The sequence below is a fragment of the Streptococcus sp. 27098_8_73 genome (assembly GCF_041432495.1).
Taxonomy (GTDB): Bacteria; Bacillota; Bacilli; order Lactobacillales; family Streptococcaceae; genus Streptococcus.
Map to the genome: position 1 here is coordinate 182,910 of NZ_JAPVZT010000003.1, position 14,401 is coordinate 197,310.

A 14,401-nucleotide genomic window follows, 5' to 3' on the forward strand; every position below is an offset into this window, starting at 1 on the left:
TGCGATTTTTGCTTGCCCACTTGTGATAAAAAAGAACTCTTACGCTTGCTTTCAGTAAAGGAAGCAAAGCTCTTTCTTGATGAGGCAAATATTCTCATCAAATCTAAAAGTGCGTCTGAATATATCAATCTTTCTCCTTCAAAAACTAGCTTTTATGTTAAAATAGAGATATCATATTGAGAAGAAAGAGAAAGGTTCATGTCGAGAAGAAAGAATAATTCTAACCAGCAGCCGGAATGGTTTAGCTGGATTTGGATACTTGCAATTATATTTGGTTCTGGAGTGGTAGCCAGCTATCTGATCCCCATTGCTATTTTGGGAGGTATTGGCTATGGAATCTATCGCTACCAAAGACAGAAAAGAGTTCGTATTGAAGCTAAACAAGCCAGCATTGGCCGTATTGAAGATTTAAAGGCAGAGATTGGTCAGGCGGACCGCCGTATTAAAGAATTAGAAAGCTACCAAGAATACGGCAAGAAGGAAGACTACCAAGATTTGGCCCTACAAATTCTTCCCCAACTCACCTATATCAAAAACGTTGCTAAGGAATTGCGAGATGAAATTCCTGCATCTGTCTACCAGCGCATTCAGACTAAAATTACTACTGTAACCGAAGAAATTGATAAACAACTGCAAAAGATTGAACGAGAGAAAAGGCAACAGGAAGCGCAGCCAAAGAAAACGAGTCTAGAAGAACTAGCCCCAGAATTGGTCGCTACGGTTCGCAATATTCAGATTGACCACGAGGCCATTCTTCAAAAAATCTCTCAATCCGAAAGCAATAACAAGGAAGAGCTGACTGCCATTCATCAGTCCCAGATGGAGCACTACGAAGATATTTTACAAGGCTACCTCAAAATAAAAGCCTCTCCCAAAGATTTTTACAATGCTGAGGAGCGGCTAGCCAAGGCCAAAGCTGCTATCGAGCAGTTTGACTTGGACCTAGACGAAGCGCTGCGCCAGTTAAATGAAGCTGATTTGAGGGACTTTGACATTAGCCTGCGTATCTTAGACAAAGAAAAGCAAACAGACATCGGCTTTTAAGCTAGATAAACCAAAGGAGAAACTATGAGCCAAGAATTTAATTTTGACATTGATAAAATTGCCAACAATGCCATCAGCAAAAGCGACAAAACAACAGAAATCATCGAGGCCAATACGACTCAAGAAAATGGCCAGCTCACTTTTCTGGAAAAGCTGACTCCTGAGCAACAAAGTGCGATTACAGCTAAAGCGCCGCAGTTGGTGGATAATTTCGTATCGGACCAAAATGCCTTGCTGGACTTTGGCCAATCTGCGGTCGAAGAAGTCAACAGCACCGTCAATCGTATCTTAGCCGAGCAGAAAAAATTACAAATTCCTCAGGTAGATGAGCTCTTAAAAAACACTAACAAAGAACTCAATGGCTTTGTTGCAAAATACAAGGATGCTCAAGTAGCAGAACTGGACAAGAAGCCTAATTTCCTGGAAAAACTCTTCAAACAGAGCAAAAACACTCTTCAAGAATTCTATTTCGACTCACAAAATATTGAGCAGAAAATGGACAGCATGGCTGCAACCGTCGTCAAACAAGAAGATGTTTTGGCTCGCAATATTGTTTCTGCTGAAATGCTGATTGAGGACAATACCAAATCGATTGAAAACCTAGTTGGAGTTATTTCCTTTATCGAAGCTGCTCAGCAAGAATCTGGCAATCGAGCGCTCAAACTGCAGGCTGAAGTCGCTCAGTTAGATATGACAACTGTTGACTACCAAGTCAAATCGCAAGAATTAGCCCGAATGACAGAGGTGGTCAATACCTTAGAGCAGCAACACACTGAATATGTCAGCCGTCTCTATGTAGCTTGGGCGACAACGCCTCAAATGCGTAATCTGGTCAAGGTTTCCTCTGATATGCGCCAAAAACTTGGAATGCTCCGCCGCAATACCATTCCAACTATGAAACTGTCTATCGCCCAGTTAGGGATCCTCCAGCAATCCATGAAGTCCGGTCAGGTAGCTGACGCTATCTCTAATGCGAATAACGCTGCCCTGCAAATGCTCGCTGAGACCAGCAAGGAAGTCATTCCTCAACTGGAGCGGATTTCCCAAAGCCCTACTATCGCTGTTGAGTCTGTAACTAAGCTGGCAGAAAGCCTCGTCGCACAAAATCAAGGCATTATCGAAGCCATTGATAAAGGACGGGAAAAACGCGCTCTGCTAGAAGCGGCTGTCATCCAATCCGCAGAAACCATCAACAACTCTGTCAAACTGCGTGATCAAAAGATTATCCAAGCCCTACTGGATCAAGGTAAGGAAGCCCAGAAAGAATTAACTTCAGAATAAGCAAAAGAGCTATCCAGACTCTTTCAACTCGTAGACAAACGTCAAAACTGATGTTTGTCTTTTTGTATTTTTGGTCAAGAAGACAAAAATGCACTCAGCTCTTAGGGAGAATTGAGTGCATTTTTTGGAAAAGTATAATTCTTTACAGACTTTTGACTGCAGCAATGGCTGCATCATAATCTGGCTCGGTATTGATGTTGTCCACATATTCAGCATAGGTCACAGTGTTGTTTTCATCCAAGACAAGAACTGCACGGGCCAACAGGTGCCATTCATTGATGAGGACAGCATAGTCACGGCCGAAAGAATGGTCAAAGTAGTCTGATAGCATAACAGCATTTTCGATACCTTCAGCAGCACACCATTTTCCTTGAGCAAAAGGCAAATCAACTGAAACCGTTATTACAACAGTATTGTCCAAATCAGCCAGTTCTTGATTGAAACGACGGGTCTGAGTTGAGCAGACACCAGTATCGATAGATGGTACGATGCTGAGGACTTTCTTTTTGCCAGCAAAATCAGCCAAGGTTTTCTTTGAAAGGTCAGTAGCTGTCAGGCTAAAATCGTGGGCTGTGTCGCCGACTTGCAGTTGTTGGCCCGTAAAGGTTACAGGATTTCCGAGAAAAGTTGTCATAGGAAGTCTCCATTCATGTTTGATAGCTCCATTGTACTGCGAATAGTAATTTTTTTCGAATAATTTGACCGAAAATTTGAGAGCGACTCCATATAAAGCTTGTCCTTCAGAAATAAAGAGGTTAGGATTTTATCTTCCCAACCTCTTATTATTATTATTTAGACAGACCTTCTGCGATCTTTTCTAAGTTGTATTTCATCATGCTGTAGTAGCTATCACCCTCTTCGCCTTTATCAGCGATTGAGTCAGTGAAGATTTTAGCATAGATCGGAATGTTGGTGTCTTTAGAAACAGTCTTCATCGGACGGTCGTCTACACTTGATTCCACAAAGAGTGATGGCACTTTGGTCTTGCGCAATTTTTCAACTAGGCTTTTAATTTGGTCTGGAGTCCCTTCTTCTTCAGTGTTGATTTCCCAGATATAGGCTGATGGCACATTGTAGGCCTTAGAGAAGTACTTGAAGCAACCTTCACTGGTCACAATCATTTTCTTTTCTTCAGGAATGTTGTTGAATTTCTCTTTGGCTTCCTTATCCAAAGCGCTCAATTTTTCCACATAAGCCTTAAGATTTTTCTCGTAAGTTTCTTTGTTAGCTGGGTCTTTTTCGCTCAAACGCTTGGCAATGTTTTTCGCATAGATAATGCCGTTTTCCAAATTGAGCCAAGCATGAGGGTCTTCTTTCCCTTTTTCACTTTGGCCTTCCAAGTAAATGACATCAACACCTTCGCTGACAGCATAATAGTCCTTGTTTTCTTTCTTCTTAGCATTTTCTACTAATTTTGTGAACCAAGCATTACCACCTGTTTCAAGGTTGATCCCATTGTAGAAGATCAGATCTGCTTGGGAAGTCTTTTTGACATCTTCAGGTAGGGGCTCGTATTCGTGCGGGTCTTGCCCAACAGGTACGATACTGTGCAAATTGATCTTATCGCCAGCGATATTCTTTGTAATATCCGCAATAATCGAGTTGGTCGCAACAACATTCAATTTTGAAGAACCAGTCTCGGTACTGCTTTTTTGACTAGAGCAGGCTGCTAGGCCGACAAAAGCCAGCAAAAGCAGAACTAAGAAACGACATTTTTTCATTGGAAATCCTCCATAAATATATTATTTTACTTTTCTTTTTAAATACCGCTGTTTTGGTGCGATAAAAAATGAAACCAAAAAGATCAGGGCAGAGGTTAGAACGATACTAGAACCTGCTGCAACATTAAAACTATAACCGATGAAGAGACCTAAAACAGATGCACCAGCCCCCAAGACAGATGACAATAAAATCATGGTCTTGAGACTCTTGGCATAGAGATAGGCTGTCGCAGCTGGTGTAATCAGCATGGCCACAATCAGAATCGTTCCGACACTTTGCATGGCTGTGACAGATACCAGAGTCAATAGAATCATCAGCAAATAGTGGTAAAAATTCACCTTCATTCCCATAGCTTGGGCTAAGAGCGGGTCAAAGGACGTCAGCAAAAGTTGCTTGAAGAAAATACTAATGACCAGCAACACTAAAATACCCACGCCAATACTAATCCACATATCAAGGTCTTGTACCGCCAAGATATTCCCAAAGAGAATATGGAAGAGGTCGGTCGAACTCTTGGCAACGCTAATCAAAATGATCCCCAGAGCCAAGAAGGAAGAAAAAGTAATCCCGATAGCCGTGTCACTTTTGATAATAGAATTGCCCTTGATGTAAGTGATAATGATGGAAGCTAGTAAGCCAAAGGTAATGGCACCGATGAAGAAATTAATCCCCAAAATATAAGACAGAGCCACACCGGGCAGCACCGCGTGAGAGATGGCATCCCCCATGAGTGACATGCCTCGCAGAATGATAAAACATCCAACGGCACCGGCCACCACTCCAATCACAATGGCTGTAATCAAAGCATTTTGCAGGAAATGAAAGTCATGTAAGCCTTGAATAAATTCCTGAATCATCCTAGGCACCTCCATTCATAAAGAGCTGAGAGCCGTAGGTCTGCTGCATATTTTCTTTGGTGAAGGTACTCTCAGTTGATCCGAAAGCGACGACTTTTTTGTTAAGTAGCAAGACCTGATCAAAATAAGCGACCACCTTGCCCAAGTCATGGTGGACAATCAAAATCGTCTTCCCGTCTTTTCTTAGCTGACGGAGTGTTTTCATAATAATCTCTTCGCTGACCGAGTCAATCCCAACAAAAGGCTCATCTAGGAAAATATAGTCCGCCTCCTGAACCAAGCAACGGGCAATCAAGACCCGTTGAAATTGCCCACCAGACAACTGGCTAATCTGCCGCTCAGCAAAATCTTCTAAACCAACGATTTTCAAAGCCTGAGCAACCTTTTCCCAGTCAGACGCTTTGAGGCGTTGAAAGAGCTTGATCTTAGGATATAAGCCCAGAGACACACACTCCTTAACCTTGATGGGGAAATTATAATCAATGTGAATCTTCTGCTCTACATAAGCAATCTTGTTTAATTCTTGCTTCATGGGTTTTCTGTCTAGAAAGGTCTGCCCCTCACTATCAACAATTCCTAACATACCTTTTATGAGAGTTGACTTTCCAGCCCCGTTTGGTCCGATAATCCCTGTGATAGTCGGTCCTTTTATTGTCAAAGAAGTTGGTTCTAAGGCCAGCTGTCCTTGATAACTGACACTTAAATTTTTCATTTCAATCATTGTTACACCTCTTTTGTTTTAATATACATTAAAATGAAAATTAAGTCAAGTTAATTTTTAAAAAATCCTTAAAATCAATATAGGAAATATTTGAAAAAAAAAGCTAATTTTGATAAGGTTATATCAAAAGCATGAAAGTGAGAACAAGATGACACGTTTACAAGATGATTTTTATGATGCCATTAATGGTGAATGGGCCAAAACAGCGGTTATCCCAGATGATAAGCCCGTAACTGGTGGTTTTACAGATCTGTCAGATGAGATTGAAAAGCTGATGCTCTCCACTACCGATCAATGGCTGCGGGGTGAGGAAGTTCCTGATGATGCTATTTTGCAAAACTTTATCAAGTACCATCGTTTAGCTGCTGACTATGACAAGCGGGAAGAACTCGGTGTCAAGCCTGTTTTACCTTTGATCGCGGAATACCAAGCACTCAACTCCTTTGCAGAATTTACCACAAAGATTGCCGAGTTTGAGCTGGCTGGCAAGCCCAATTTCTTTCCTTTTGGTGTAACGCCTGACTTTATGGACGCCCGTATCAATGTCCTTTGGGCAGATGCACCAGGTACTATTCTCCCAGACACAACCTACTATGCCGATGGGCATCCTCAAAAGGACAAGCTCTTGAAAAAATGGCGCGAATCTTCCGAAGCTTTGCTGCAAAAATTCGAATTTTCAGCAGAAGAAATCCAAGATTTGCTGGATAAGGTTCTAGAACTGGATGCTCGCATTGCTAAAGTCGTTCTGTCACGAGAGGAAAGTTCAGAATATGCCAAGCTTTACCACCCTTACAAGTGGGAAGATTTCAAAGCCTTAGCACCGAATCTACCTTTAGATGCTATCTTCACCCAACTCATCGGGCAAATTCCTGACCAGATTATCGTACCAGAGGAGCGTTTCTGGCAGGCTGCCGACCAATTCTACTGCGAAGAGACTTGGCCCCTACTCAAGGCCGTGCTTATCTTTAACGCTATCGCATCAGCTGAAGCCTACTTAACTGACGAAATCCGTATCCTAGCAGGCGCTTATCGCCGTGCCCTGTCTGGAACACCTCAGGCGCAAGACAAGAAAAAAGCTGCCTTTTACCTAGCTCAATCGCCTTTCAATCAAGCCATCGGGCTCTGGTATGCTGGACAAAAATTCTCCCCAGACGCCAAGGCCGATGTCGAGCAAAAAGTAGCCAACATGATCCAAGTCTACAAGGAGCGACTCGCAAGCAATGACTGGCTGACACCAGAAACTCGGGACAAGGCCATTGTCAAACTCAATGTCATCAAGCCTTATATCGGCTACCCAGAGGAGCTGCCTGAGCGCTATGCAGACAAGATTGTGGATGAAAATCTCAGCCTCTTCGAAAATGCTCAAAAACTGCGACAAGTGGAAATCAAGTATGGTTGGAGCAAGTGGAATCAGCCCGTGGATTACAAAGAATGGGGAATGCCAGCCCATATGGTCAATGCCTACTACAATCCTCAGAAAAACCTGATTGTCTTTCCAGCGGCTATCCTGCAGGCACCTTTCTATGACCTGCACCAGTCTTCTTCAGCCAATTATGGAGGTATCGGTGCGGTTATTGCCCATGAGATTTCCCATGCCTTTGATACCAACGGCGCTTCCTTTGATGAAAACGGCAGCCTCAACAACTGGTGGACAGAGCATGACTACCAAGCCTTTACTGAGCGGACTCAGAAAGTCATCGACCAGTTCGAAGGTCTAGATTCCTACGGTGCCAAGGTCAATGGCAAGCTGACCGTTTCAGAAAACGTAGCGGACTTGGGCGGTATTGCAGCAGCTCTCGAAGCAGCCAAGAAAGAAGCGGACTTCTCTGCGGAGGAATTCTTCACTAACTTTGCTCGCATCTGGCGGATGAAGGGACGCGAAGAGTACATGAAGCTTCTAGCCAGCGTCGATGTCCATGCGCCCGCTAAACTTCGGACCAATGTCCAGCTACCTAACTTTGACGACTTCTTTACGACCTTTGATGTCCAAGAGGGAGACGGCATGTGGCGCAGCCCAGAAGAGCGCGTGGTGATTTGGTAAAGGACTTCAATAATATTTAATTAAACAAAAAACCTGCTCAGGAAGGCCATTAGAGCCTTCCCGAACAGGTTTTATAGTTCTTTGATTTCTTTCATATAGCCGGCTGTGATGATACCAGCGGGCAGAGCCACAATGGCGATTCCTAAAAAGGAAGAAATCATGGTAATAATTTTTCCAGTCGTTGAAACTGCATAAATATCACCATAACCAACCGTCGTCAAGGAGATGGTCGCCCAGTAGAGGGCGTCAAAAAAATTAGGAAATGTGCTAGGTTCGACATTAAAAATGATAAGGGCAGAGATAAAGATATAGCCGAGAGCCAAAAGACCCACGATCATCAAACTGTCCTTCTGCTTTTGTAAGACATTGGTCAATATTTGGATATTTTTAGAATAGCGAATGAACTTAAAGACCCGCAAGATCCGAAGCATGCGCAAAATCTTAAAGAGTCGCAAACTATTATTCAACAAAAAGAGGGAAGGCAAAATGCAGAGCAAATCAGCCAGAGCCAGAAAGGTAAAAGGATAGAGGAAAAAAGAAAGCTTCCCCTTTTCCAATTTATAATCGGCCGTTACAAGCCGAAGAATGTAGTCAACAATAAAAATAACCGTTGACACAAAATCCAACCATATGAAGATTCCGATGTGACTCTTGGTGGTCAGGGGGATCAGGCTGACAATAATAGTCAGGAACATAAGCACATCATAGGCTTTTTCAATCGCATTTTCCTTTTGATGGGGCTCAATAATCTGAAATAAAATCTTTCTTGTCATCCTCAACCTCACTTTTTTAAACTTGCTTTCATTCTATCTGTTTTTAAAAATAATTCAAGGTCGATCCGCAAAGATTTTCTTCATTCTCTTTCGTCGGTTGCTTTCAAAATCCCTTGAAAATGGTATAATAGATAGAAACGTGTTTAGAACACAGAAAAGATCGTTGGAGAGTAAATGATTATGGCAACTTACAATCACAAAGAAATCGAGCCCAAGTGGCAGAAATACTGGGCTGAGCACCATACATTTAAGACAGGTACGGACAAGGACAAACCTAACTTTTATGCGCTGGATATGTTCCCTTATCCATCAGGAGCTGGTCTGCACGTAGGACACCCTGAAGGCTATACAGCGACGGATATCCTCAGTCGTTACAAGCGCGCCCAAGGCTACAATGTCCTTCACCCAATGGGTTGGGATGCCTTTGGACTGCCAGCCGAGCAGTACGCTATGGATACAGGCAATGACCCGGCTGACTTTACAGCAGAAAACATTGCCAACTTCAAACGCCAAATCAATGCGCTTGGTTTTTCTTACGACTGGGATCGGGAAGTCAATACAACTGACCCCAACTACTACAAGTGGACCCAGTGGATTTTCACCAAGCTTTATGAAAAAGGCCTGGCTTATGAAGCTGAAGTCCCAGTAAACTGGGTGGAAGAGCTGGGAACTGCTATCGCTAACGAAGAAGTTCTGCCAGATGGCACATCTGAGCGTGGTGGCTATCCAGTCGTCCGCAAGCCTATGCGCCAGTGGATGCTGAAAATCACAGCCTATGCAGAACGTTTGCTCAATGACTTGGAGGAGCTGGACTGGCCAGAGTCTATCAAGGATATGCAGCGCAACTGGATCGGGAAGTCAATCGGTGCCAATGTAACCTTCAAGATTAAGGACACTGACAAGGACTTTACCGTCTTTACGACTCGTCCGGACACCCTTTTTGGTGCGACCTATGCTGTTTTGGCTCCAGAGCATGCACTGGTAGACGCTATTACAAGTGCAGAACAAGCCCAAGCAGTTGCAGACTACAAACATGCAGCCAGCCTCAAATCTGATCTGGCTCGGACTGATTTGGCTAAGGAGAAGACCGGGGTATGGACAGGAGCTTATGCCATCAATCCTGTCAATGGCAAGGCAATCCCAATCTGGATTGCCGACTATGTGCTTGCAAGCTACGGAACAGGGGCTATCATGGCCGTTCCTGCGCACGATGAGCGCGACTGGGAGTTTGCTAAGCAGTTTGATTTAGAGATTATTCCGGTTCTAGAGGGTGGCAATGTTGCTGAAGCTGCTTACACAGAAGACGGTCCGCATATTAACTCTGGCTTCCTAGATGGCTTGGACAAGGCTGCCGCGATTGACAAGATGGTTGCTTGGCTGGAAGCAGAAGGCGTCGGAAATGAAAAAGTCACCTATCGTCTGCGCGACTGGCTCTTTAGCCGTCAACGCTACTGGGGTGAGCCGATTCCAATCATTCATTGGGAAGATGGCACTTCAACGGCTGTCCCTGAAAGTGAATTACCACTTGTCTTGCCTGTAACCAAGGATATCCGTCCTTCTGGTACTGGTGAAAGCCCTCTAGCCAATCTGACTGACTGGCTGGAAGTGACTCGCGAAGACGGTGTCAAAGGACGCCGTGAAACCAACACCATGCCGCAATGGGCAGGTTCTAGCTGGTATTACCTGCGTTACATTGACCCGCACAATAATGAGAAATTAGCAGACGAAGACCTGCTCAAGGCTTGGCTGCCAGTTGATATTTACATCGGCGGTGCAGAGCACGCTGTACTTCACCTCCTCTATGCTCGCTTCTGGCATAAATTCCTCTATGATATCGGAGTGGTTCCGACCAAAGAACCTTTCCAAAAACTCTTTAACCAAGGAATGATTCTGGGAACAAGCTACCGTGACCACCGCGGTGCTCTGGTAGCGACAGACAAGGTGGAAAAACGCGATGGTTCCTTCTTCAACATCGAAACGGGAGAAGAACTAGAGCAAGCGCCTGCTAAGATGTCTAAGTCCCTCAAGAATGTGGTCAACCCAGACGATGTGGTGGAACAATACGGCGCCGATACCCTTCGTGTTTATGAAATGTTCATGGGACCATTAGATGCATCCATCGCTTGGAGCGAGGAAGGTCTGGAAGGCAGCCGCAAGTTCCTAGATCGTGTCTATCGTTTGATCACAAGTAAAGAAATCGTTGCGGAAAATAGCGGAGCACTCGACAAGGTCTACCACGAAACAGTCAAGTCTGTCACAGACCAGATTGAGGAGCTCAAGTTTAACACAGCCATTGCCCAGCTCATGATCTTTGTCAATGCAGCCAACAAGGAAGAAAAGCTCTATATCGAATACGCTAAAGGCTTTATCCAACTGCTAGCGCCTTTTGCACCGCACTTGGCTGAAGAACTCTGGCAGGCAGTTGCTCAAACAGATGAGAGCATTTCCTATGTAACTTGGCCAACTTATGACGAAAGCAAGCTAGTCGAGGCAGAAGTCGAAATCGTAGTCCAAATCAAGGGTAAGGTTCGTGCTAAGCTAGTCGTAGCTAAGGACCTGAGCCGTGAAGAACTGCAAGAAATCGCTCTGGCAGATGAGAAAATCAAGTCTGAAATCGCCGGCAAAGAAATCGTGAAAGTGATTAGCGTGGCAAATAAACTGGTTAATATCGTAGTAAAATAAGCAGTTTGGTACAACATTATAGTGATTATAAAGAAAGGAGTCGTTTTAAACGGCTCCTTTTTTGATAAGAATTTTCCCTTAAATCGTCGGACTTTTCTCATTTTCCTACTTTCACTTGCTATCCTCATTCTTTTTATTTATAATGATTATAAATAAAAAGAAAAGAGAAAAGTTTCAGAATGGAAGAACATAAGATTGACAAAAATTTTAGTGGACGCCTGAATATTTTGCGGGCTGGAGTTTTAGGGGCCAACGACGGTATTATTTCTATCGCAGGGGTGGTCATCGGGGTAGCCAGTGCGACGGAAGATGTTTGGATTATCTTTCTATCTGGTCTGGCTGCTGTCTTTGCCGGTGCATTTTCTATGGCAGGCGGGGAGTATGTATCCGTCTCCACTCAGAAGGACACTGAGGAGGCTGCAGTGGCTAGAGAACGAGAACTCTTGGAAAAGAATCCCGATATTGCCAGACAGTCCCTCTACGCCTCCTACGTCCAAAATGGTGAGTGCGAGACTTCTGCCCAACTCTTGACCAATCGCTCCTTCTTGCAGGATCCGCTCAAGGCCTTGGTCGAGGAAAAGTACGGCATTGAGGTCGAAGAGTTCACCAATCCTTGGCACGCAGCCATATCCAGCTTTCTAGCCTTTGCCATAGGTGCAATTTCCCCTATGCTGACCATCGTTCTACTTCCAGCTGCCTATCGGATCCCAGCGACCGTCCTTGTTGTAGCTCTTTCCCTCTTGGGAACCGGCTATACTAGTGCAAAATTGGGACAGGCACCCATTAAAAATGCCATGATCCGTAACCTCACTATCGGACTTTTGACCATGGCTGTCACCTATCTCGTAGGCCAGTTCTTCTCAATTTAAAAGAAGAACTATTCAGGCCAGAATAATAAAAAGATTGAAAAGAAATTATTTTCTCTTCAATCTTTTTTGTTTTAAACTTAGATTAGTTTTGGCCAAGAGCAGCCGCCATTGTTGCTGCAACTTCTGATTCGAAGTCGTTAGCTGCTTTTTCAATACCTTCACCAACTTCAAAGCGAACAAACTCAACTACTGAAGCATTCACTGATTCAAGGTAAGCTTCAACTGTCTTGCTGTCATCCATGATGTACACTTGTGCAAGAAGTGTGTAAGCTTGGTCAACTTTAGTGTTGTCAAGCAAAAAGCGATCCATTTTACCTGGAATGATTTTATCCCAGATTTTTTCTGGCTTACCTTCTGCAGCCAACTCAGCTTTGATATCAGCTTCAGCTTGTGCAATCACTTCGTCAGTCAACTGAGCTTTTGAACCATATTTCAAGTGTGGAAGTGCTGGCTTGTCAACCATAGCGCGGCTTTCATTGTCTTGATCGATAGCGTGGTTCAATTGTGCCAATTCATCTTTAACAAATTGCTCATCCAATTCTTTGTATGAAAGAACAGTTGGTTTCATCGCTGCGATATGCATAGAAATTTGTTTAGCAAGAGCGTCATCGCCACCGTCAATCACTGAAACAACACCGATACGGCCACCGTTGTGTTGGTAAGCACCAAAGTATTGAGCATCAGTCTTTTCAACCAAAGCAAAACGACGGAATGAGATTTTTTCTCCGATAGTTGCAGTTGCAGATACGTATGCAGCTTCAAGAGTTTCACCTGAAGGCATTATCAATGCAAATGCTTCTTCGTTGTTAGCTGGCTTGCCTTCTGCGATTACTTTTGCAGTAGCATTTACCAATTCAACGAATTGAGCGTTTTTCGCAACAAAGTCAGTTTCAGCATTGACTTCAACGATAGCTGCAACATTACCATCCACGTAAACGCCGGTCAAACCTTCAGCGGCAACACGGTCAGCCTTCTTAGCTGCTTTTGCCATACCTTTTTCGCGAAGCAATTCAATCGCTTTTTCGATATCACCATCTGTTTCAACCAATGCTTTCTTAGCGTCCATGACACCAGCACCAGATTTTTCGCGCAATTCTTTTACAAGCTTAGCTGTAATTTCTGCCATTTTTCTTCTCCTATGTTTACTTATTTTAAATAAAGGGGCCGGGCTGAGCCCCGCCCCTTTAGGTTAATTGACTTATGAAAATTATGCGTTGTCGCCTTCTACAACTTCAACGATTTCTTCGATTGAGTCTGCTTGAGTTTCAGTTGCAGCAAATTCTGCTTCAACAGTCGCTACAGCGTCCTCACCTTGACGACCTTCGATAACAGCGTCAGCCATTTTCGCAGTGATCAATTTAACGGCACGGATAGCGTCGTCGTTAGCAGGGATAATCACATCGATATCGTCTGGATCAGTATTTGTGTCAACCATCGCAACTACTGGAATACCAAGTTTCTTAGCTTCCTTAACAGCGATTTGCTCTTTATGAGGGTCAACGATGTACATTACATCTGGGATGCGCGGCATGTCTTCGATACCACCCAAGAATTTTTCAAGACGAGCACGTTGTTTGTTGAGAAGTGCTACTTCTTTCTTAGGAAGAACTTCGAAGATTCCTTCTTCTTCCATACGTTTGATTTCTTTCAAACGAGCAACACGTTTTTGGATAGTTGTCCAGTTTGTAAGAGTTCCACCCAACCAACGGTGGTTGATGTAGTATTGACCAGCACGTTCTGCTTCTTCTTTTACAGCTTCAGCAGCTTGCTTTTTAGTACCAACAAACAAGATAACTGCATCGTTTGCAGCTGCATCACGCATGAAGTCGTAAGCTTGATCTGCGTATTTTACAGTTTGTTGAAGGTCGATAACGTGGATACCGTTACGCTCAGTGAAGATGTACTTAGCCATCTTAGGGTTCCAGCGACGAGTTTGGTGACCAAAGTGAACACCAGCCTCAAGAAGTTGTTTCATTGAAATTACTGCCATGAGTAAATTCTCCTTTTTGTTTTTTTCCTCTCTTAGATTTCAGCTCGCAGAGCTACCAATCGGCAACGGCTCCACAATTCATCTAAAATGAGTATTTCTGCCGTTTAAACGGCATCTACTATCATATCAAATTTTCTAGCTTTTGACAAGTATTTGGGCAGTATTTTCTCTCCTTAATCCAGTTCATCTATTAGGATTCCTTCAAGAAATTCTCACTTAAATCGGGTCAAGCTCTTGACGAACAGGCCGTTTTAAGGTAGAATAGTAAGAGTTGTGGCGGTATAGCCAAGTGGTAAGGCACGGCTCTGCAAAAGCTTGATCGTCGGTTCAAATCCGTCTACCGCCTTTTTTATCGGTTCAAATCCGACTTTATACTAACCAAGAGGCTGGGACAAAAGTCCTAGCCTCTCAATTGTCTTTG

General features: G+C 43.8%; 12 protein-coding genes and 1 tRNA gene. 6 read left to right on the forward strand and 7 right to left on the reverse strand.

What is annotated here, in order from left to right; genetic code table 11:
- Positions 1 to 198 precede the first annotated feature (198 nt).
- Entirely contained in the window at positions 199 to 1,044 is an 846-nt protein-coding gene (locus tag O3651_RS03510; RefSeq protein WP_371609583.1) for a hypothetical protein, read from the forward strand.
- Between the two features lie 24 nt (positions 1,045 to 1,068).
- Positions 1,069 to 2,325, forward strand: a complete 1,257-nt coding sequence (locus tag O3651_RS03515) for a toxic anion resistance protein (RefSeq protein WP_371609584.1) — start codon at positions 1,069 to 1,071, stop codon at positions 2,323 to 2,325.
- Between the two features lie 142 nt (positions 2,326 to 2,467).
- Here the strand turns inward: O3651_RS03515 and tpx are convergent, their stop codons facing one another.
- The 4 genes from tpx to O3651_RS03535 form a co-directional block, all read right to left on the reverse strand.
- Positions 2,468 to 2,959, reverse strand: a complete 492-nt coding sequence (gene tpx, locus O3651_RS03520) for a thiol peroxidase (protein WP_061911126.1) — start codon at positions 2,957 to 2,959, stop codon at positions 2,468 to 2,470.
- 154 nt (positions 2,960 to 3,113) lie between these two features.
- The gene (gene scbA, locus O3651_RS03525; RefSeq protein ID WP_371609585.1) at positions 3,114 to 4,046 is read right to left on the reverse strand and encodes a metal ABC transporter substrate-binding lipoprotein/adhesin ScbA; all 933 of its coding nucleotides are present in this window, start codon (positions 4,044 to 4,046) and stop codon (positions 3,114 to 3,116) included.
- Positions 4,047 to 4,067: 21 nt separating this feature from the next.
- Positions 4,068 to 4,904 carry a metal ABC transporter permease gene (locus O3651_RS03530; protein WP_285874285.1) on the reverse strand — a complete coding sequence of 279 codons (837 nt, stop codon included), beginning with the start codon at positions 4,902 to 4,904 and terminating at the stop codon, positions 4,068 to 4,070.
- Between the two features lies 1 nt (position 4,905).
- Positions 4,906 to 5,625: a metal ABC transporter ATP-binding protein gene (locus O3651_RS03535; RefSeq protein WP_148886892.1), complete on the reverse strand. Its 720-nt coding sequence runs from the start codon at positions 5,623 to 5,625 to the stop codon at positions 4,906 to 4,908.
- Between the two features lie 148 nt (positions 5,626 to 5,773).
- Between O3651_RS03535 and O3651_RS03540 the strand changes: the two genes are divergently transcribed.
- Entirely contained in the window at positions 5,774 to 7,666 is a 1,893-nt protein-coding gene (locus O3651_RS03540; protein ID WP_371609586.1) for a M13 family metallopeptidase, read from the forward strand.
- A gap of 71 nt (positions 7,667 to 7,737) precedes the next feature.
- On the opposite strand, the gene O3651_RS03545 is transcribed toward O3651_RS03540, so the two are convergent.
- Positions 7,738 to 8,439, reverse strand: a complete 702-nt coding sequence (locus tag O3651_RS03545) for an ion transporter (protein ID WP_371609587.1) — start codon at positions 8,437 to 8,439, stop codon at positions 7,738 to 7,740.
- A 180-nt stretch (positions 8,440 to 8,619) separates the two neighbouring features.
- On the opposite strand from O3651_RS03545, the gene leuS reads away from it, so the two are divergent.
- Positions 8,620 to 11,121: a leucine--tRNA ligase gene (gene leuS, locus O3651_RS03550; RefSeq protein ID WP_371609588.1), complete on the forward strand. Its 2,502-nt coding sequence runs from the start codon at positions 8,620 to 8,622 to the stop codon at positions 11,119 to 11,121.
- A 179-nt stretch (positions 11,122 to 11,300) separates the two neighbouring features.
- Positions 11,301 to 11,990 (forward strand): VIT family protein, encoded by a 690-nt coding sequence (locus O3651_RS03555; RefSeq protein ID WP_048792137.1) that lies wholly within the window; start codon positions 11,301 to 11,303, stop codon positions 11,988 to 11,990.
- Between the two features lie 82 nt (positions 11,991 to 12,072).
- Here O3651_RS03555 and tsf read toward each other — a convergent pair whose 3' ends face one another.
- Together tsf and rpsB are read right to left on the reverse strand one after the other, a co-directional pair.
- Positions 12,073 to 13,116 carry a translation elongation factor Ts gene (tsf, locus tag O3651_RS03560; protein ID WP_048792138.1) on the reverse strand — a complete coding sequence of 348 codons (1,044 nt, stop codon included), beginning with the start codon at positions 13,114 to 13,116 and terminating at the stop codon, positions 12,073 to 12,075.
- 81 nt (positions 13,117 to 13,197) lie between these two features.
- Positions 13,198 to 13,980 (reverse strand): 30S ribosomal protein S2, encoded by a 783-nt coding sequence (rpsB, locus tag O3651_RS03565; protein WP_015605907.1) that lies wholly within the window; start codon positions 13,978 to 13,980, stop codon positions 13,198 to 13,200.
- A gap of 275 nt (positions 13,981 to 14,255) precedes the next feature.
- Between rpsB and O3651_RS03570 the strand changes: the two genes are divergently transcribed.
- Positions 14,256 to 14,326, forward strand: a tRNA-Cys gene (locus O3651_RS03570).
- The last annotated feature ends 75 nt before the right edge of the window (positions 14,327 to 14,401 follow it).

Bases quoted from the DNA above. Each gene is read 5' to 3' on its own strand.
- O3651_RS03510 (WP_371609583.1), top strand. From the start codon at position 199: ATGTCGAGAAGAAAGAATAATTCTAACCAGCAGCCGGAATGGTTTAGC.
- O3651_RS03515 (WP_371609584.1), top strand. From the start codon at position 1,069: ATGAGCCAAGAATTTAATTTTGACATTGATAAAATTGCCAACAATGCC.
- tpx (WP_061911126.1), bottom strand. From the start codon at position 2,959: ATGACAACTTTTCTCGGAAATCCTGTAACCTTTACGGGCCAACAACTG.
- scbA (WP_371609585.1), bottom strand. From the start codon at position 4,046: ATGAAAAAATGTCGTTTCTTAGTTCTGCTTTTGCTGGCTTTTGTCGGC.
- O3651_RS03530 (WP_285874285.1), bottom strand. From the start codon at position 4,904: ATGATTCAGGAATTTATTCAAGGCTTACATGACTTTCATTTCCTGCAA.
- O3651_RS03535 (WP_148886892.1), bottom strand. From the start codon at position 5,625: ATGATTGAAATGAAAAATTTAAGTGTCAGTTATCAAGGACAGCTGGCC.
- O3651_RS03540 (WP_371609586.1), top strand. From the start codon at position 5,774: ATGACACGTTTACAAGATGATTTTTATGATGCCATTAATGGTGAATGG.
- O3651_RS03545 (WP_371609587.1), bottom strand. From the start codon at position 8,439: ATGACAAGAAAGATTTTATTTCAGATTATTGAGCCCCATCAAAAGGAA.
- leuS (WP_371609588.1), top strand. From the start codon at position 8,620: ATGGCAACTTACAATCACAAAGAAATCGAGCCCAAGTGGCAGAAATAC.
- O3651_RS03555 (WP_048792137.1), top strand. From the start codon at position 11,301: ATGGAAGAACATAAGATTGACAAAAATTTTAGTGGACGCCTGAATATT.
- tsf (WP_048792138.1), bottom strand. From the start codon at position 13,116: ATGGCAGAAATTACAGCTAAGCTTGTAAAAGAATTGCGCGAAAAATCT.
- rpsB (WP_015605907.1), bottom strand. From the start codon at position 13,980: ATGGCAGTAATTTCAATGAAACAACTTCTTGAGGCTGGTGTTCACTTT.